This window comes from Pseudomonas piscis, assembly GCF_009380155.1.
Taxonomy (GTDB): Bacteria; Pseudomonadota; Gammaproteobacteria; order Pseudomonadales; family Pseudomonadaceae; genus Aquipseudomonas; species Aquipseudomonas piscis.
In genome coordinates this window covers 198,408-216,706 of sequence record NZ_WHUV01000003.1, presented here as the reverse complement: position 1 = coordinate 216,706, position 18,299 = coordinate 198,408, and the positions used below count along the sequence as shown (strand labels likewise).

19 protein-coding genes are annotated in these 18,299 nt (G+C 65.9%); 8 read left to right on the top strand and 11 right to left on the bottom strand.

Features of this window, described 5'->3' with window-relative positions; translation table 11 throughout:
- Positions 1-155: 155 nt before the first annotated feature.
- A complete protein-coding gene (locus GDH07_RS17845) occupies positions 156-2,201 on the bottom strand; it encodes a c-type cytochrome (RefSeq protein WP_152898425.1) in 2,046 nt (681 codons plus the stop codon).
- A 215-nt stretch (positions 2,202-2,416) separates the two neighbouring features.
- Positions 2,417-3,082 carry an ArsR/SmtB family transcription factor gene (locus GDH07_RS17840; RefSeq protein ID WP_152898424.1) on the bottom strand — a complete coding sequence of 222 codons (666 nt, stop codon included), beginning with the start codon at positions 3,080-3,082 and terminating at the stop codon, positions 2,417-2,419.
- Positions 3,083-3,191: 109 nt separating this feature from the next.
- Here GDH07_RS17840 and GDH07_RS17835 point away from each other — a divergent pair, with 109 nt between their 5' ends.
- The 4 genes from GDH07_RS17835 (at position 3,192) to GDH07_RS17820 (ending at position 6,350) form a co-directional block, all read left to right on the top strand.
- On the top strand, positions 3,192-3,701 hold the full coding sequence (locus GDH07_RS17835) for a DUF2938 domain-containing protein (RefSeq protein WP_053131840.1): 510 nt from the start codon (positions 3,192-3,194) through the stop codon (positions 3,699-3,701).
- A 41-nt stretch (positions 3,702-3,742) separates the two neighbouring features.
- The gene (locus GDH07_RS17830) at positions 3,743-4,261 is read left to right on the top strand and encodes a hypothetical protein (RefSeq protein WP_152898423.1); all 519 of its coding nucleotides are present in this window, start codon (positions 3,743-3,745) and stop codon (positions 4,259-4,261) included.
- Positions 4,262-4,400: 139 nt separating this feature from the next.
- Positions 4,401-4,982: a DedA family protein gene (locus GDH07_RS17825; RefSeq protein ID WP_152898422.1), complete on the top strand. Its 582-nt coding sequence runs from the start codon at positions 4,401-4,403 to the stop codon at positions 4,980-4,982.
- A 120-nt stretch (positions 4,983-5,102) separates the two neighbouring features.
- The gene (locus GDH07_RS17820) at positions 5,103-6,350 is read left to right on the top strand and encodes a 2-aminoadipate transaminase (protein WP_152898421.1); all 1,248 of its coding nucleotides are present in this window, start codon (positions 5,103-5,105) and stop codon (positions 6,348-6,350) included.
- Between the two features lie 25 nt (positions 6,351-6,375).
- Here GDH07_RS17820 and GDH07_RS17815 read toward each other — a convergent pair whose 3' ends face one another.
- The 3 genes from GDH07_RS17815 to GDH07_RS17805 form a co-directional block, all read right to left on the bottom strand.
- A complete protein-coding gene (locus tag GDH07_RS17815; RefSeq protein ID WP_022640740.1) occupies positions 6,376-6,960 on the bottom strand; it encodes a hypothetical protein in 585 nt (194 codons plus the stop codon).
- Positions 6,961-6,964: 4 nt separating this feature from the next.
- Positions 6,965-7,408 (bottom strand): DUF3592 domain-containing protein, encoded by a 444-nt coding sequence (locus tag GDH07_RS17810; protein WP_022640741.1) that lies wholly within the window; start codon positions 7,406-7,408, stop codon positions 6,965-6,967.
- 146 nt (positions 7,409-7,554) lie between these two features.
- A complete protein-coding gene (locus GDH07_RS17805) occupies positions 7,555-8,385 on the bottom strand; it encodes an amidohydrolase family protein (protein ID WP_022640742.1) in 831 nt (276 codons plus the stop codon).
- A 170-nt stretch (positions 8,386-8,555) separates the two neighbouring features.
- Here GDH07_RS17805 and GDH07_RS17800 point away from each other — a divergent pair, with 170 nt between their 5' ends.
- Positions 8,556-8,951 (top strand): GNAT family N-acetyltransferase, encoded by a 396-nt coding sequence (locus tag GDH07_RS17800; RefSeq protein WP_152898420.1) that lies wholly within the window; start codon positions 8,556-8,558, stop codon positions 8,949-8,951.
- Between the two features lie 35 nt (positions 8,952-8,986).
- The gene (locus tag GDH07_RS17795; RefSeq protein ID WP_152898419.1) at positions 8,987-9,616 is read left to right on the top strand and encodes an SMI1/KNR4 family protein; all 630 of its coding nucleotides are present in this window, start codon (positions 8,987-8,989) and stop codon (positions 9,614-9,616) included.
- Positions 9,617-9,640: 24 nt separating this feature from the next.
- Here the strand turns inward: GDH07_RS17795 and msrA are convergent, their stop codons facing one another.
- The 3 genes from msrA to msrB all read right to left on the bottom strand — a co-directional run bounded on the left by msrA (position 9,641) and on the right by msrB (position 12,755).
- Positions 9,641-10,339, bottom strand: a complete 699-nt coding sequence (msrA, locus tag GDH07_RS17790; protein WP_053131854.1) for a peptide-methionine (S)-S-oxide reductase MsrA — start codon at positions 10,337-10,339, stop codon at positions 9,641-9,643.
- Between the two features lie 87 nt (positions 10,340-10,426).
- Positions 10,427-12,205, bottom strand: a complete 1,779-nt coding sequence (locus GDH07_RS17785; RefSeq protein ID WP_152898418.1) for a cytochrome c biogenesis protein DipZ — start codon at positions 12,203-12,205, stop codon at positions 10,427-10,429.
- A gap of 31 nt (positions 12,206-12,236) precedes the next feature.
- Positions 12,237-12,755 carry a peptide-methionine (R)-S-oxide reductase MsrB gene (gene msrB / locus GDH07_RS17780; RefSeq protein ID WP_152898417.1) on the bottom strand — a complete coding sequence of 173 codons (519 nt, stop codon included), beginning with the start codon at positions 12,753-12,755 and terminating at the stop codon, positions 12,237-12,239.
- Positions 12,756-12,905: 150 nt separating this feature from the next.
- Between msrB and GDH07_RS17775 the strand changes: the two genes are divergently transcribed.
- Both GDH07_RS17775 and GDH07_RS17770 read left to right on the top strand, forming a co-directional pair.
- Positions 12,906-13,619 (top strand): response regulator transcription factor, encoded by a 714-nt coding sequence (locus GDH07_RS17775; RefSeq protein WP_152898416.1) that lies wholly within the window; start codon positions 12,906-12,908, stop codon positions 13,617-13,619.
- Positions 13,616-15,124, top strand: a complete 1,509-nt coding sequence (locus GDH07_RS17770; RefSeq protein WP_152898415.1) for a sensor histidine kinase — start codon at positions 13,616-13,618, stop codon at positions 15,122-15,124. The genes GDH07_RS17775 and GDH07_RS17770 overlap by 4 nt, the downstream gene beginning before the upstream one ends.
- A 137-nt stretch (positions 15,125-15,261) precedes the next feature.
- Here the strand turns inward: GDH07_RS17770 and GDH07_RS17765 are convergent, their stop codons facing one another.
- The 3 genes from GDH07_RS17765 to GDH07_RS17755 form a co-directional block, all read right to left on the bottom strand.
- Positions 15,262-16,059 carry a GNAT family N-acetyltransferase gene (locus tag GDH07_RS17765; protein ID WP_152898414.1) on the bottom strand — a complete coding sequence of 266 codons (798 nt, stop codon included), beginning with the start codon at positions 16,057-16,059 and terminating at the stop codon, positions 15,262-15,264.
- Position 16,060: 1 nt separating this feature from the next.
- Positions 16,061-16,537 carry an HIT family protein gene (locus GDH07_RS17760; RefSeq protein WP_152898413.1) on the bottom strand — a complete coding sequence of 159 codons (477 nt, stop codon included), beginning with the start codon at positions 16,535-16,537 and terminating at the stop codon, positions 16,061-16,063.
- A 107-nt stretch (positions 16,538-16,644) separates the two neighbouring features.
- Positions 16,645-18,252 carry a 5-guanidino-2-oxopentanoate decarboxylase gene (locus GDH07_RS17755; protein WP_152898412.1) on the bottom strand — a complete coding sequence of 536 codons (1,608 nt, stop codon included), beginning with the start codon at positions 18,250-18,252 and terminating at the stop codon, positions 16,645-16,647.
- Positions 18,253-18,299 lie beyond the last annotated feature (47 nt).

Sequence of the window (18,299 nt, the reverse complement as noted above, 5' to 3'; positions counted from 1 at the left end):
ATCCTTGGCAGGAGCAGCCATCGGTGGCCGCAAAAGGATGGCGATCTTAACTCGGCGTGATCGGCCTGCCACAGGTTTTTTTCTGCTCGAAAACCGCGGCTACGGGCTGCTCAAACCGAGCATGGCGGCTACCGAAGCAGCCGCCATGGTCAGGGTCAGTAGCGAGCGTCTGCCGGCCGGCCACCGTTCGGCCAATCCTTGACCTTGTCCGGGAAGTCCGGACGCGGTTGATGGGAGAAGTACTCGGCCACATCCAGGGCTTCCTGATCCGAGAGGCCACCCTGGCCCAGGGGGAATTTCTCGTGGAAGCCGATCGGCATGTTGCGCTTGACGAAGGCCGCGGCGGTGTAGGTACGGGCCATGCCGGCGCCGATGTTGAACGACTCGTCGCCCCACAGCGGCGGGAAGATCAGGCTGCCGTCGGCACGCTTCAGGCCTTCGCCATCAGCGCCATGGCACACCGCGCACTGCTTGGCGTATACCTGCTTGCCGTTCTCGGCGTTGGGCTTGAGGGCGGGATCGATCTTGCCCACGCCACGCCCAGCCACCTTGTCCTCGGGCCGGGTGTTCATCTTCATCCACTCGAAGTAGGCGACCATGGCTTGCATGTCCGGGCCAGCCACCGGCAGCGGCTTGCCGTGCATGGAGCGGCGGAAGCAACCGTTGATACGCTCTTCCAGGGTAATGGTCTTGCCCGCCCGTGGCGCGTAGCCGGGGAAGAATGCCGAGACACCGACGAAAGGCGACCCATCGGCCACGGTACCGGCGTTGAGGTGGCAGCTGGTGCAGTTCAGCGAGTTGCCGACGTTGTCCGGCAGCAGGGCCTTGGTTTCCAGGTGCAAGCGCATGCCGCGTACCAGTTGCTCGGCGTTCGGCGCGGCCAACAGCTTGGCCAGGCGTGGGGTTTCGAACAGCGTGCTCTCCACTTGCGGGCTCAGTTGGGCCCGCATTTTCTTGACCTGGTTAGCGTCGATGGCCGAGCCCTGGTTGCCCCAGCTGCTGCGGACGAAGGTCAGGATCTCGGCGATTTCCTCATCGGCCAGCTGGGCGAAACCCGGCATGGTGTAGACCCGTGGATGGGCCGCGGTCTGGGCGGTCTTCCAGCCGGTCAGGGTGATGTGCAGCAGGGAAGTCGGGTTGCTCGACGCCACGCTGGGGTTGCCCGCCAGGGACGGGAACATCTGCGGTACGCCGGCGCCATCCTGGCGGTGGCAGTCGGAGCAGAACTGCGCATAACCCAGGCCACCACGAGAAGTGAACAGGTTGCTCGGCGGTGCTGCCGGGGCCTGGACCTCGGACGGCATCGGCAGGTCGTCCTTGCCTGCCGGCAGCGACTTGAGATAGGCCGCGATGGCGGTCAGGTCGGCATCGGTGAAGTGCTGGGTACTGTGGTGGATCACATCGGCCATGTTGCCCGAGACCGTGGCGAAGCGGTTCTGCCCGGTCTTGAGCAGTTGCACGGTGTCTTCCACGGTCCACAGGTTGCGCAGGCTCAGGGCACGCCACTCTTCTACCGTCTCCCCGGCCAGATAATGCTGGCCACCGGATTCGGTGTCGCTCATGGCCTTCTCCTGGAAGGCGATGCCCCGTGGGGTGTGGCAGGAACCGCAATGGCCCAGGCCCTGGACCAGGTAAGCGCCACGGTTGAGCTGTTCGTCACGCTGAGGATTGGGCTTGAAGGGCTGCTTGTCGACGAAGGCGAAGTTCCAGAACCACAGGCCCCAGCGCTGGTTGAAGGGGAAGCCCATGTCGGCCTCCAGGTTGCCCTGGGCCACCGGCTCCACGCCATTGATCAGGTAGGCAAAGAGCGCTCGCATGTCCTCTTCGGTCATCTTCGCGTAGGACGGGTACGGCATGGCCGGGTACAAATGGCTGCCATCAGGGGTCACGCCTTCGCGCATGACGCGGTCGAACTCTTCGAAGCTGTAGGCGCCGATGCCAGTTGCCTTGTCCGGGGTGATGTTGCTGGAGTAGATGGTGCCCATGGGCGTCTTCAACTCCAGGCCGCCGGCCATGACGGCGCCGCCACGAGCGGTATGGCAGGCGATGCAGTCGCCAAGCTGGGCCACATACTGGCCACGCTGGATCGTTTCGGCATCGGGGGTGGGAGTAGCTGCCGGAGCAGGCTCGCTACCGTGGGCAGAATGTACGCAGAGCAACGCAGCGCCCAGGAGGCACAAGCGTGACAGAGAAAAAGCCATCAGGTTATTCCTTTAAAACCCGCCTGGGGTGATCCCCTCGGCCGATATCCGCAAAGGTTTTTATTGGTTATCTCGGGCCCTTGGGAGGTAGGCCCGGGGCTCGATACCTTGTGGGTCCGAGCCTGAGTCCCTTGTAGCGGATTTCTCTGAAAACCCTGTTGATATGGATCATGCACCTGTAGGCAATGGCTTATTCGCCCTGTTTCTCGGCGTTTTCACTCACTAGCTTCGACACCCAGCCCCGCGGCCTGCCAGTCGGTGAACCCCTCGTCCAGGCGCCGCACCTTGAAGCCCTTGGCCCGCAACAACGCCGCAGCGTTGTGCGAAAGCACGCAGTAAGGGCCGCGGCAGTAGGCCACCAACTCCTGCTCCGACGGCAGCTCCGCCAGGCGCAGTTCCAGCTCATCCAGCGGGATGTTGATCGCCCCCGGCAGGTGCCCCTGGGCAAATTCCTCCGGCGAACGCACATCCAGCAAGGTCATGCCGCCTTCCTGCAAGCGCTGGTGCAACTCGCCCCGGGAGATGCCCTCAAGCCGCGCCGGCTGTTGCACGCTATCGCTAAGCAGGTCGCGAATCTGCCCATGGTTGTAGTCCACATACCGGCGCAAAGCATCGAGCAAGCCCGCCACCGGGCCTTGGGCCAGGCTGTAGAGCACGCGCTTGCCATCGCGCCGGGTCTGCACGAAACCGCCGCGACGCAACTGCTGCAGGTGCTGGGAAGTGTTGGCTACCGAAAGGCCCGAGGCCTCCACCAGGCGCTCCACCGGTTGCTCGCCGCGAGCGATGTGCTCCAGCAGGATCAAGCGATGGTGATGCCCGAGGATGCGCGCCAGCTCGGCCATGTCGGCCAGTGGCTGCTGTGGGGAAAATGAATCGGTCATTGACAGTTCCTGCTGCTTTATTGATCATTCAATCATTAAATTGAATGAAATCTTATCACGGGAATACTTGGCACTGTACTGCCAGGCTTCCGTATCCGAAGGAGTCCTTATGCATGCACTCATGGCGTTGATCTTACCGGCACTGGCGATCGGTGTCGGCGCAACCGTGGTCCTGGATCTCTGGAACCTGTTCCTGGCCCGGTTCCTGAACATGCCCGGCCCCAACTGGGGCATGGTCGGGCGCTGGGTCGGCCACTTCCCCAAGGGCCGGTTCGTGCACCAGAACATCGCCCAGGCGGCGCCAATAGCCGGAGAACAAGCGCTGGGCTGGCTGGCCCACTACCTGATCGGGATCGCTTTCGCGGTACTGTTGCTGCTGACCCAGGACCCGCAATGGCCGTTGCAGCCGACCCTGGCCCCGGCGCTGATCGTCGGCGTGCTGACGGTGGCCGCGCCGTTCTTCCTGATGCAGCCGTGCATGGGCGCCGGAGTCGCGGCCAGCAAGACACCCAAGCCGAACGTGGCCCGGCTGCGTAGCCTGGTCGGCCACTCGGTGTTCGGCCTGGGCTTGTATGGTTCGGCCATGACCTGGGCCTGGGTGATGGGACAGGCCACCTGAGCGTCAACTCCAATCACCAGTGCCCAGGAACCGCGCCAGCGATGAAACCAGCCATCTGCGATCTATGCCTCAACGACTTTCGCTCGGAGATGTTCCATGCCGCCAGCGGCGGCGACCTGGTGCGCTTTGCCGACTACAGCCCCCTGGACGCCAGCTGTGCGGGCCATCCCCATGGCTATGAGTGGTTTTGCGCTGAACACCTGGCCAGCGCCCAGGCTCTGGCCTCGCTGAACCACGCCGATGCCATGGCCAGGCTGTTCCGACAATATGGGCCATTCCCGGAATATCCGCCGCTGGCCCCTAGCGATCCGGCACTGTGGCTCGTCCAGGTCGGCGCGAATCCCGCCCGAGTGTTCGGCATCGTCCGCCAGGCCATGGCCCTCAGTCCCCGGCAGGCCAAGACGCTGATGGCCAACGCTCCCTTCAAGGTCATGCAAGCCTGGCCCCAGGTGTTCAGGACCTGGCAACAAGCCCTGGAACAAGCCGGGGCCAGCGTCGAGATACGCTACCCTTCGTCAAGATCCGTCCTGGCCGAAAGCGCAGCCCCGCCCAGTCGCTGAAGCGCCTACCCGAGAGCCCTTGAACGCAACTGTCGCCAGCGGCGAATGTTCCAGGCACTTGTGCCGACCGATGGAATCAGAGTTCTGTGTAGCATCGCTACCGATCACCGGTTCCACCTGCCCACGGAAGACCCTGCCCATGCTCGACCACCTGGACCTCAACGCCCTGATCGCCACCTACGGCTACTGGGTGATCTTCGTCGGTTGCCTGCTGGAGGGTGAGACTGTGTTGATCCTCGGTGGCATGGCGGCGCACCAGGGCAACCTGGAGTGGCCCCAGGTGCTCGGCCTCGCCACCCTCGGCGGCATCCTCGGCGACCAGCTGCTGTTCTGGACCGGTCGCTACTCCGGCACCCGGATACTGCCCAGGCTCAAGCGCCACCAGGCCGCCATCGCACGGGTCAAGGGCCTGATCGAGCGCTACCCCCTGACCTCGGTGTTCGCCGTGCGTTTTCTCTATGGCATGCGCCTGGTAGGACCGATGGTCATCGGTGCCAGCGGCCTGGCACCCTGGCGCTTTGCCTTGCTCAATGTGCTCGGGGCCGCGGTCTGGGCCATGTTGTTCGTCGGGGCTGGCTATTGGGCCGGCGAGGCCTTGCAGCATTTTTTCGGCGACCTGAAGCCCTATCGCCTGCCGATCTTCCTCGGCGTGGTGGCCCTGCTGGGACTCGCCGCGCTGGTACGGCACCTGCGCAACCGACACAAGACGAAAACCTCTTGAAGCGGGCGCAAACCCTGGATCGGGAAATTTCATACTGACCCGGCGACTTTATTTCGTTTGTCCCAGGCGGCCGAGGCCGGCTTAGATAACGGCTCGTTTCCGGCATGCAGAGCCCGTCCAATGAGCTACGAAAATATCAGCCGTTCGATCGCCACCGTCCACCCGATCCAGCTCAGCCACGGGCGCAACGCCGAAGTCTGGGACACCCAGGGCAAGCGCTACATCGACTTCGTCGGCGGCATTGGCGTGCTCAACCTCGGGCACTGTCATCCGCGCATCGTCGCGGCCATCCAGGCCCAGGCCAGCCGCCTCACCCACTACGCCTTCAACGCCGCTGCCCACGCGCCCTACCTTGAGTTCATGGAGCGCCTGGCCCGCTTCATCCCGGTGAGCTACCCGGTCAGCGGCATGCTCACCAACAGTGGCGCCGAAGCAGCGGAAAACGCCTTGAAGATCGTCCGCGCCGCCACCGGGCGCAGCGCCGTGATCGCCTTCGATGGTGGCTTCCATGGCCGTACCCTGGCCACCCTCAACCTCAACGGCAAGGTCGCCCCCTACAAGCAGAAGGTCGGCGTACTACCGGGGCCCGTGTACCACCTGCCCTACCCTAGCGCCGACAACGGCGTGAGTGCAGAAGAAGCCTTGAAGGCCATGCAACGGTTGTTCAGCGTCGAGATCGATGTCGGCGAGGTGGCCTGCTTCATCTTCGAGCCAGTGCAGGGCGAAGGCGGCTTCCTGGCTCTGGACCCGGGGTTCGCCCAGGCCCTGCGTCGCTTGTGCGACGAACAGCGGATCCTCTTGGTGGCCGACGAAATCCAGTCCGGCTTCGGCCGCACCGGCCAGCGTTTCGGTTTTTCCCGGCTGGGCATCGAACCGGACCTGATCCTCCTGGGCAAGAGCATCGGCGGCGGCCTGCCCCTGGGCGCGGTGGTGGGTCGCCAGGAGCTGCTGGACAGCCTGCCCCGAGGCGGCCTGGGCGGCACCTATTCGGGCAACCCGATCGCTTGTGCCGCGGCCCTGGCGACCCTGGAGGAAATGACCGACGAGCATCTGCACACCTGGGGCACGCACCAGGAGCGAGCGATTGTCGAGCGTTACCAGCACTGGAAGTCCAGTGGCCTGTGCCGCTACCTGGGGCGCTTGACCGGGGTCGGCGCCATGCGCGGTATCGAGCTGCTGGATGAGCATGGCGCGCCAGCGTCGGAGCCGTTGAACAATCTGCTGGCCAGCGCCCGGGAAGCCGGCCTGCTGCTGATGCCCAGCGGCAAGTCACGGCATATCGTGCGCCTGTTGGCGCCCCTGACCACGGAAGCGGAAGTCTTCGAAGAGGGGCTGGATATTCTCCAGCAATGCCTGGCGCGCCTGTGACCCCAGGCGCCCCGGGCAGAAAGGGCTAGAACAGGTAGCCCATGTAGATCGCCGCACCGCCGCCGGCTTGCAGGCCGGCGTTCATCCCGGCCATGACTACCGCACCCTTGGCCGACTGCAGCAGTTGGCGGTTGACCGTGGTAGCCGCGAAAATCGAGGCCGCAGTGGAATTCACCGCTACCGCCAGGGCCAGCAGCTTGGGGTCCAGGCCGAACAGCAAGGCCGTGGCCGAACCACCCACCCCCAGCCCGGCACCGACTTCGGTGTACAGGCAAGGGCCGGTGATGTCGTCGCTGGTCAGGTCGCGGCTGGCCAGGGCGTCGGAAACGAACACCTTGCCGGTGCTGGGAAAGGCTTCGGCAGCACCGGCGCCGCCGACGGTCTTGCCCTTGATCCGGATATTGACCTTGCCGAAACGCGGCAGGCGGGCGCCGAACCCTACCCCCACCCCAAGGCCGCCATAGTGGTAGTGCACATCCTCGCCCTGGGGCGAGCGCAGTACCAGGGAAGCGCCGCTGCCAGCCAGCAGGGCCACGGTCAGGCCGCCGCCACTGGCGGTCTGGTACTGCCAGCGACTCTCGTTGACCGGGATCGGGATGTCATAGCTCATGGGTTCAAAGTCCTTTTAATGGTTGTGCGGCGCGACGCCCGCGCTGGCTGGCGATGCCGATGAGGCCGGCAATGACGAACACCAGGCCGATCAGGCCCAGCACGCCCGGGGTGGCCCAGAGAGCGGCCGGATCGTCGATCACCGCGCTGTTGGCCGCGCGGTCGGGCTGGTAGTAGACCCGGACCGGCTGGTCTTTCTGGTAGCCGAAGATGAAGCCGCCCTGGGGATAGGAGATCTTCTCCCCACTGGCCGTGGTGAAGGCGATCTCGGGGTGCGAGCCGCCGGCATTCAGGTCGCTGACGATGCCGTCGGCGGTCTGGGCGCTGGCGAGGAATTCGCGGCGGTCGAGTGCAAGGTTGCCGGCGATGACCAGCAGGCCGATGCCGATCAGGGCGAACAGCAGACCCTGGAGGATCTTGCCGAGGCGTGACGGGGTGGAGTTAGCCATGGGCTGTCTCGATATTCGTCCGTGAATGGGGAGGCCAAGATTACAAGAAACCTCGAGCCAGAAAAACCGCTGCCAAGGTGCGCGCACCGTTCGCCAGCGGACCCGGGCCGCCCAGGGTCACGGCCGTGTGCGCCTGCGGGAGACGACTACAAACCGAAAACCCGGCGGGCATTGCCCTGGAGGAATTTGTCCGCGATTGGCGGCGGAAGTTCCAGGGCCTGGACCTGCTCCAGGCATTTTTTCAGCGACAGCTGGGGGAAGTTGCTGCCGAACAAGACCTTGTCCTGGCCGTAAGTACGGATGAAATGCAGCAGTTGCGGCGGGTAGTAGGCCGGCAGGTAAGCCGAGGTATCGATGTGGATATTGTCGTGCTTCCAGGCCAGGCCGATCATCTCGTCGGTCCAGGGATGGCCGATGTGCCCGCCGACGATCACCAGCTCGGGAAAGTCCAGGGCCACCTCGTCCAGGTAGGGCACCGGCCGCCCGGTCTCCGAGGGCATCAGCGGTCCGGTGTGGCCGACCTGGGTACAGAAGGGAATCCCCAGCTCGATGCACTTGGCGTACAGCGGGTAGTACAGGCGGTGGTTGGGCGGCAGCTTCCAGAGCCAGGGCACGATGCGCAGGGCCTTGCAACCCAGCTCGCCCACCGCCCGATCGAGCTCGGCCAGGGCCGCCATGGGCCGACTCAGGTCCACCGTGGCCACGCCGACGAAACGCTCGGGAAAGGCCCGGGTATAGGCCGCCACTTCATCGTTGCTGAACACCCAGCCCTCGGGCCGGCACCAGGCGCTGAGCATGAGCTTTTCCACTCCGGCCTGATCCATCAGCGCCACGGTCTGCTCGATGCTCACCGGCTGGTCGAGCAGGTGCGCCGAGCCGGATTTCTCGAACAGCCGGGCGACTTCCGGCAACAGCGCCCGCGCGCGGCCATTGGCCGGCTGCGCCCAGGCATCGATGGCTCCCAGTTTCACGGTCATGCTTGCGTCCCTCCAGGCAGATCCAGGTCCAGGCACCACGCTACGCCTGGCGCCAGCCGGCAACAATGTTCGCAATGCTCGCCCGGCTTGACCGAAGCGTTCAGCCGCGCTTGACGAATAACCCGCCGGCGGGATGCAATCCGCGATCGCTACCCATTGGAGACATGCCCATGCTGATCCGCGACGCCCGGGCCGAGGACTGCGAAGCCCTGCGGCAATTTCTCGGCGACAACGGCTGGGGCCATCGCATTGGTACCCGCGAGTACTTCAGCCAGTTGCTGGCCAACTCCCAGCGCACGGCGGTGGCATGGCACGACAACAGCATCATCGGCTTTGCCCGCGGCCTCAGCGATGGGCTATCCAACGGCTACCTGTCCATGGTGGTGGTTGCCCAGCAATATCGGCGGCAAGGTACAGGCCGGGCCCTGGTGCACTGGGTGATGGGCGATAACCCGCAGATCACCTGGGTCCTGCGCGCCGGTCGTCCTGGAGCGGCGCAGTTCTTCCGCTCGATGGGCTTCGAGCCCTCGGACATCGCCATGGAGCGCAAGCGCCATAGCGCCTGATCGCCCTTCACCTGCCGCTCACCCAAGGAGCCCTCATGTCAGAACAACACGACACCAACGCCGACTGGCCACCGACCGGCTGCCCGCCCCTGGCCTGGCCGGACCTGCCCGATCAGGCCACGCGCCTGGCCTGGTACCGGGCGGCGATTGGCGCCTACGGCGCGTTATGGGAAGGACACATCAACGAACCCGAGCTGACACCCGTCAGCGAAGACGCCTTGCAGGCCCTGGAACAGCGCCTGGGCTGCCCGCTGCCACCGGCGCTGCGTGACTATCACCGCCAGCTGGGGGTGCTGTCCCTGGCCGAGACCCTGTGCAGCGTCGAGCCCGGCGACATCTCGATCCAGCCTCTGCTGGAGGCCTACCCCGGCATCGTCGAGATCGACGAGCAATACCTGGACCTGGCACTGGCGCAAAGGCTGGTGGCCTTCGGCGACTACCTGGGCAACGGCAACCTGTTCTGCTTCGAGCGTGACACCGGCACGGTCTACTACTTCGACCACGATAGCGGCATGGCCCTGACGCCTTTCTTCGATTCGCCGCAGGACTACCTGGACGCGCTGATGCTGCTGTGCCTGGCCGAGGTACATGACGACGATGACGGCGTCGAAGCGCTGATCAGCCAGCGCTATGGCGAGGATCTGCTACGCAAGTGGCGCTACTGACCTCCCCGCCCTCAAGATCGGTCATCAACCGCCAGTCTTCACCCGTATCGGCTGTTCCTGGTAACGCTCGGGAAACAGCTGCTTGAGGTGCACCACCTTGGGCAGGTCATTGATCACGATGTAGGGATAGCCAGGGTGCTCGGCAAGAAAATCCTGGTGATAGGCCTCCGCCGGGTAAAAAGTCTGGTCCGGTTCCAGGCGGGTGGCAATGGGCTTGGCGAACGCCCGTCCTGCATCGAGCTGGGCGATGTAGGCCTGGGCCACCCGTTGTTGCTCGGGCGTCTGCGGGAACAGCGCCGAGCGGTACTGGGTGCCGCTGTCCGGCCCCTGGCGATTGAGTTCGGTAGGGTCGTGGGCCACCGAGAAGTAGATCTGCAGCAAGCTGCCGTAGCTGACCTGGGCCGGATCGAAGGTCACCTGCACCGACTCGGCATGCCCGGTGTCACCTTCGCTGACCCGCTGATAGTCCGCCGTCTGCGCCGCGCCCCCGGCATAACCGGACACCGCGCGCTGCACGCCTTTGACATGGGCAAACACGCCCTGCACACCCCAGAAGCAACCACCGGCAAATACCGCCGTCTCGCTAGGGGCCGGATTGCGTTCATCCAGCGCTGGCGGTGCGATCACCACCGCGTCACCGGTACCGCCAAGGGAAAAGGCCGAGCACTGCCCCGCCAGCCCCAGCACGGTCATTGCCAGCACTGCGCCCAGAATGTTTTTCATACCTGCCTCTCTTGCCATGAGTGAACCAGCAGGGCCGCGCCCGGCCTTTCCACGATCCAGACCAACCGACTGTCGTGTCCCCGCCTCTCAACCAAAGGTGAAGGCATAGGCCTGCACCCCTGGTTCGAGAAACTCGATGCTGAAGGTGTGCTCCGCCACATCGCCGGCCTGACGCACCAACTGGTACAGGCGCTGCTCGGTCACTTGGCCGCTGCCGTCGGGCGCCACATCCACGCCGTGGTCCGCCCCCGGTGCCTGGCCGTCGATCAGCACCTTGAAGCGCACTGGCCGACCATCGCTCCCCGGACCCAGTACCAGGTGCAGGTCACGGGCGTGAAAGCGGTACACCAGCGCCCCGCCTGGTGCAGTGGATCGAGCACTTTCGGCACCGACCTTCCACTGCCCGCGCAGGCCCCAGTCGTTCAGCGCCAACTGCGCCGGCACGTCATAGGCCGCGATGGTGTCCGGCGCCAGGCTGGCCTGGGGCACGAAGTTCTCCGAGCGCTGGTAGCCGACGTAGGTTTCCGGCGAGCGCACCTCGTTCATGTCCGCCGCTTGCTGCACCCCCTTGGCCTCGGCCTGGATCAAGCCACCGGTGACCTGGGCATTGCCGGCCTCGCGCAGCAGTTGCTGGATCACTCGCTCCGACTCGGCGTACTCACCCTCGCCGAAGTGCTGGTAGCGAATGCGCCCCTGGGCATCGGCGAAGTAGTGCGCCGGCCAGTACTGGTTGTCGAAGGCACGCCAGATCCGGTAGTCGTTGTCGATGGCCACGGGGTAGTCGATGCCCAAGTCCTTCACGGCCTTGGTGACATTGCCCACGTCCCGTTCGAAGGCGAACTCCGGGGCGTGTACACCGATCACCACCAGCCCCTGGTCGCGGTACTTCTCGGCCCAGGCTTTGACATAGGGCAGGCTGCGCAGGCAGTTGATGCAGGAGTAGGTCCAGAAATCCACCAGTACCACCTTGCCCTTCAGCGCCTCGGCACTCAGGGGGGGCGAGTTGAGCCACTGCACGGCGCCACTCAGCGGCGGCAACGGGCCCTGCACCGGCAAGGCCGGCGCGGACATGGCGCCAGCGGCAGCCATCATTGCGCCGCCGAGGTGATCTTGCGCCTGCATCGCCCCCTCCGGTGCAGCCGCCCCACCCGCCAACCGTCCCACCAGGGCCTGCTCCAGGCCGGCGGTGGAGGCCGTGGAAAGACGCGCCAGAATCCCGGTGTCCCAGCCCATGGCAATGGCCGCGACCCCGGCGAGCATCGCTGCCCCCAGGCCCTTGCGCAGCCATTCACCGGCGCCCAGGGAGCGCTTCATGGCGGCGAATACCTTGCCACCGAGCAACAGCGCCACGGCCAGCGAGGTCGCAGCGCCGCCCGCGTAGGCCAGCAACAGCAGGCTGGTCGCGAGGTTGGCGCCCTGCAATGCTGCCCCGGTCAGCAACAGCCCGAGAATCGGCCCGGCGCACGGCGCCCAGAGCAGGCCGGTGGCAACGCCGATCAACAATGAAGCGCCGGGCCGCGGCCGTGGGTCGTGGCCGGCAGCCTCCGACAGCCGCCCGCCCACCGCAACCAGCGGCCGGGTCAGGCGCTCGGCCAACCGCGGCAGCAGCAGCGTCAGCCCGAACAGTGCTACGCACAGCAACGCGAGCCAGCGACCGTACTGATTGGCTTGCACCACCCAGGCGCCGCCCACCGCCGCCAGGCTCGCGACCACGGCGAAGGTCAGGGCCATGCCCAGCAACAGCGGCAAGCCACTGCGCAAGAACGGCTGGCCGGTGCGAGCGAAGACAAAGGGCAATACCGGCAGAATGCAGGGGCTGACAATGGTCAGCACACCACCGAGATAAGCGAGAAGCAGTAGCCACATGAGGTCATCCTTCTATCGGTGAGAAACAGCATCAGGCCGCTTGTACGGTGAAGTTCATGGCCAGCCCGTTCATGCAGTAGCGCAGGCCGGTAGGCGCCGGGCCATCATCGAATACATGCCCCAGGTGGCCGCCGCAGCGCCGGCAGTGCACTTCGGTGCGCTGCATGCCCAAAGAACGATCGTTGCGCTGCGCCACTGCATGTTCCAGCGGGGCCCAGAAGCTTGGCCAGCCGGTGTGGCTGTCGAACTTGGTGGTCGAGGAAAACAGCGCCAGCGCACAACCGGCGCAGGCAAAGGTGCCGGCGCGGTGCTCGTCGTTCAACGGGCTGCTGTAGGCGCGCTCGGTGCCCTCCTCGAGCAGCACCTGGTACTGCTGCGGGCTGAGCAGGCTGCGCCATTCAGCGTCGCTGTGACTGACCTCGAAAACCTCGTCGGCCAGCGCCGGTGCGACCAGCGCGTCAGCGCCGCCCAAGCGTGGCAGGACCTCCAAGGCCAGGGCCGCCACACCCAGGCCGCCACTGGCCAATAAGAACTGTCGCCGTGAAAACATGGCTGCCTCCCACAATCATCCGCTCCGGTAGTGGGTTGAGCCTAAGCTTGGGCTGATCGCCAAATCCTCACGCACAGTTAAACAATTCGTGATAACTGGCCCCGGCGAAACACCGCACAATGCGCCCATTGCCTAAAGGACCCTGTGTCGATGGAACAAGCCAAACGCGTGCTGGTGGTCGAGGACGACCAGCACATCGCCGACCTGATCACCCTGCACCTGCGCGATGAGCAGCTGGAGGTGGTGCACAGCGCCGACGGCACCGAGGGCCTGCGCCTGCTGGAACAGGGTGGCTGGGACGCGCTGATCCTGGACCTGATGCTGCCCGGGGTCGACGGCCTGGAGATCTGTCGCCGCGCCCGGGCGATGACCCGCTACACCCCGATCATCATCACCAGTGCCCGCTCCAGCGAGATGCACCGCATCCTTGGCCTGGAACTGGGCGCCGACGACTACCTGGCCAAGCCGTTCTCGGTGCTCGAGCTGGTGGCCCGGGTCAAGGCGCTGCTGCGCCGGGTCGATGCGCTGGCACGCAACCTCAAGCTGGACAGCGGCAGCCTCGCCCTCGACGGCCTGGCCATCGATCCGCTGACCCGCGACGCCAACCTGGACGGGCGGCGCCTGGACCTCACGCCGCGGGAGTTCGACCTCCTGTATTTCTTCGCCCGCCAGCCGGGCAAGGTGTTCTCGCGCATGGACCTGCTCAATGCCGTCTGGGGCTACAACCACGAAGGCTACGAGCACACTGTCAACACCCATATCAATCGCTTGCGGGCCAAGATCGAAAGCGACCCGGCACAGCCCGCGCGGATCCTCACGGTCTGGGGCCGCGGCTACAAGTTCGCCACCCAGGAGCCGATATGAGGCTGACCCTGAGCCAACGCCTGTCCGTGGTGTTCGCCCTGTTGCTGCTGGTGTGCTGCTCCACCTCGGCCTGGCTGCAGGTGCGTTCCAGCCGCATGCATGAGCTGGAAGTGGTGCAGGGCCTGTCCCGGGATCTGGCCGGGCATATCGCCCGGGACACCCAACTGATGGATGCCAACGGTCTGATGCCCAACGCCCTGCGTGCGCTGTTCGGCCAGCTGATGCTGGTCAACCCCAGTGTCGAGGTGTACCTGCTGGACAGCCAGGGACGGATAGTCGGCAATGCCGCTCCCGCCGGCCGCCTGCGCCGCGAACAGGTCGACCTGGCGCCAATCCGTCACCTGCTGGCTGGCGACCCGCTGCCGATCCTTGGCGACGACCCGCGCAGCCCGGACGGGCGCAAGGTGTTCAGCGCCGCGCCGTTGATGGTTGCCGGCAAGCAGGCGGGTTATCTGTACGTGGTGCTGCTCAGCGAGGAACACGACCGCATCGCCGAACGCGGCGCCACGGGTGCGGCCTTGAACATCGCCTTGTGGTCGATCGCCCTGGTGGCGCTGTTGTGCCTGATCGCCGGCCTCACGGCTTTCGCCCTGATCACCCGGCCATTGCGCACCCTGACCGAGCGGGTTGGCCACTTCGACATCGAGGGTGCTTCGCCGCCACTGGAGCCCACGCCACCAGCTCAACCCAAGAACGGTAGCCTGGATGAAATCGCCGTACTCGATGCCACGTTCCGCCAGATGCAAACCCGGCTCAACGAACAGTGGCGCACCCTGACCCGCCAGGACCAGGAGCGCCGCGAGCTGGTGGCGAACATTTCCCACGACCTGCGCACGCCACTGTCGTCCCTGCATGGCTACCTGGAAACCCTGTCGCTCAAGGACGCCAGCCTGAGCCCCGAGGAACGTCGGCGCTACCTGGGCATCGCCCTGGATCAGAGCCGCAAGGTCGGCGGCCTGGCCCAGGCACTGCTGGAACTGGTGCGCCTGGAACACGGTTTCGTCCAGCCGGTGCTCGAGACCTTTTCCCTGACCGACCTGCTGCAAGACATCTTCCAGAAGTTCGAACTGGCCGCCGAGGCGCGCCAGGTGCAGCTCAAGGCCGACTTCGCCCCAGGCGCCTGGGGCGTCTGTGCCGACCTGGGGCTGATCGAACGGGTGCTGACCAACCTGGTGGACAATGCCCTGCGCCACACCCCCGGCAGTGGCGAGATCGAGATCGGCCTGCGCGCCGACGGCCCAGAGGTGCAGGTACGAGTCAGCGACAGTGGTCCCGGCATTGCCGAGCACCTGCGCGAAGGCCTGTTCCTGCGCCCCTTCACTATCGGTGGCGCCCGCCGTGACGGCGGCCTGGGCTTGCGCATCGTCCATCGCATCCTGCAATTGCACGGGGTGAGCATCCGCCTGGTGGACGAACCCGGGCGCGGTGCGACCTTCTGCTTTGCCCTGCCGGTGGAGGCGAAAACGGCCGAGGAGTGGGCCAGACAATCGCGGACAAGCCAATAGCGCTGATTCCGAAACTCATCGCTTCGGCCGGTTGCACAAGGCCAAGCCTCGCCCGCTGCCTGCCTGTCGCAAAGCAGCCGGGCTGCCCGTCTTGCCCAAGGGCTCGCCACCCGTTCAGGGCCAGGGCTTCAGCGCTGCTAAGGCGCGGCCCGATACAGGGTTTGCAGGTGGGAAAGGCGCAGGCCGCAGTGCTCCAGGTTGCGCCGGCTTTGCGAGTTCAGCAACGCCGTGGCCGCCACACTCCGAGCGCCGAGGGCGACGGCCTGGTGCAACCTGTGGGCGATCAGGACCCGGTGATGACCCTGGCCGCGCGCAGCCTTGGTGGTAAAGGCGGTGCCCAGATAGGCCACGCCGTTGTCGGCGATGAACAACGCCGCTCCGGCCACCGCGACACCCTGTTCGCGTATCAGGTACAAGTGCCCGCGAGCATCGTCGAGCAATGCGCCGAAAGCCGCTTGGGTAACCGGCCGGGCAGCCGCGGGTGTGTTGAATGCCTCGCGGTGCAGCACACAGAAGCTTTCCAGGGTCGACAGATCCACTGACTCGATATCCGAACACGCCGGCGAGGCCGGGATCGCCTCCACGGGCGCAAGGAATTGCCCATGGGTCCAGCCCTTCAGGCGTTGCAGCAGTTGCCCTTGCAGCTCCAGGCTTGGGGCGATCCTGGCCGATGCGGCGATCAGGGCGATGGCCGGGTTGCAGGCGTTGCAAGCCTGCAACAGGTTGGCCAGCTTCCCGGCATCTCGCTCCTGGTCACCGTGCACCCGATTCAGCATCGGGCTGGGATGGTCGGCCACAAGGAACGCACCGCAACTCGAATCGCCCTGCACACTTGCCCGATAGGGGTTGCCCGGCAAGTTCGCCAGCCCCTCGACCCGGGCCCGCAGGTATTGGTTTTCTGCATATTCCAGCGCCAACGCGCGCGCGCGATCCATATCAGCGGCCGCCTGCCGGCGTTTCACTGACCCAGGGCACCCGTACTTCTTCAGCGATACGCGCAGCCTGTTCCTGCAGGCTCGCGAGGCTGGCCTTGCGCCCGAACAGCCCGGTGAAGTGCAGCAACAGGCGCCCGGCGAAACCCAGGCCATCGCCGCTGCGCCGGGGGATCAGGTGCATGTGGGCATGGGGAATATGCTGGTTGGTGGCCCGGCCATCGTTGACCAACAGGTGCGTGCCCTCCATGCCGAAGCCGGCACGACGCTGCGCGGCCACCAGGCCATCGAACACCTGGTACAGGTGCTGGCGGACGAAACCGGGCAACTGGTCGAGCTTTTCCACATGGGACTGGGGAATCAGCAGCACATGCCCCTGCCCCAGGGGGTGCACGTCCATGAAGGCCATGCAATGTTCATCGCGGTAGATCACGGCCGCAGGCAAGGCGCCAGCGATAATCTGGCAGAAAATGCAGTTCATCCATGAGTCCTCGAGTGACAAGGTGCGTCCCGGCGAAAACCTGAATGTAACCCAGCTTGCCCCCTGCCTGCGCGTTTCTTGCGGCGCCTTGCCAGGGCGCCGGACAATCAGTCCAGGGCCAGGTAGGCGCCGGCATTGACCTCGATCATCACCGGTTGGCGAGTACTCGCAAGATTAGCCAGCAGTTCCTGCAACTGCGCCGGGCTGGCCACCTGGTGGTAGGCCACATGGCAACTGGCGGCCAGGGCCTGGAAATCCGGGGTGAGGATGTCCACCCCCAGCGGCTGGATGTCCCGGGCGTGCATGTAGTCGCGGATCTCGCCATAACACTGGTTGTTCCACACCAGCAGGATCACGCCGATCTGCGCTTCACAGGCCGCGATCAGCTCGCCGCTGGTGAACTGCAGGCCGCCGTCGCCCACCAGCGCCACCACCGTCCGCCCGGGCTGCGCCAGCTTGGCGCCCATGGCCGCCGGCAAGCCGTAGCCCAGGGTGCCGTAGCCACTGCCGGCGTTGAACCAGCTGGCCGGGGCCGGGGCCTGGTAGCCGCACGCGCCCTGGTACACCGGCTGGGTCGAGTCGCCCACCAGGATCGGTGCGTCGAGGTTGTCGCGCAGCAGGTCCAGCAAGCCTTGCAGCCCTCGCTGCCGGGGCGTCCAGCTGGCGCGTTCGGCCTGGTTCACCCGTTGCACGCTGTCCACCGCCCAGCGCCCGCGAGCGCCCTGCGGGGCGACCTGGTCCAACAGCGCTTGCAAGCCTTGCCGGGCATCGCCCAACAGGCCGACATGGGCCCGTTGCACGCCCATGACCTGCAGCGGATCGATGTCCAGGCGGATCAGCGAACCCTTGAAGCGCAACGGCCCCAGGCCAAAGAAGTCGTAGTCGGTCTCGCCCAGCTCGGTACCCACCGCCAGCACCACGTCGGCCTCGTCGATCAACGCCCGGCCATGGGCCGCCGACTGCACCCCATCGAGCAATAACGGGTGGGCCTGGGGCAGCAGGCCCCGGGCGTTGGTGGTCAGCGCCACCGGGGCTTGCAGGCGCTCGGCCAGTTGCTGCAGCACCTGGGCGCAACCCCGGGCACCGCCACCGGCGAGGATCAGCGGCCGGTGGGCGGCATCGAGCAGGGCCAGCGCCGCGGCCAGCGAATCCCCGGCCGGAGCCGGTGCGCCGGGCAGGCTGCGCGGCATCAGGTTGAGGTCGACGGCCGGCATCTCCAGCACGTCCAGGGGAATTTCGATGTGCACCGGCCGTGGGCGCGCGCATTTGAACAGGGCAAAGGCCCGGGCCAGGATCTCCGGCAACTCCGCCGGCGACTGCAAGGTATGGCTGAAGGCGCAGACCCCGGCCACCATCGCCCGCTGGTCCGGCAACTCATGCAGGTGGCCATGGCCCAGGCGCAGGTGCTCGCGCCGGTTGACCGTGGAGATCACCAGCATCGGCACCGAGTCGGCGTAGGCCTGGCCCATGGCTGTGAGGATGTTGGTCATGCCCGGGCCGGTGATGATGAAGCACACCCCGGGCTTGCCGCTGGCCCGGGCGTAGCCGTCGGCCATGAACCCTGCGCCCTGTTCGTGGCGCGGGCTGACGTGGCGCAGGCGGCTGCCATGCAGGCCGCGATACAGCTCCACCGTGTGCACCCCGGGAATCCCGAACACCGTGTCCACGCCATAACCTTCCAGCAAACGAACCAGCGACTGCGCACAGGTGGTCATCGACTACTCCTCTTGTTCTTATGGCGGGCGACACCCTGCGCCCGGCT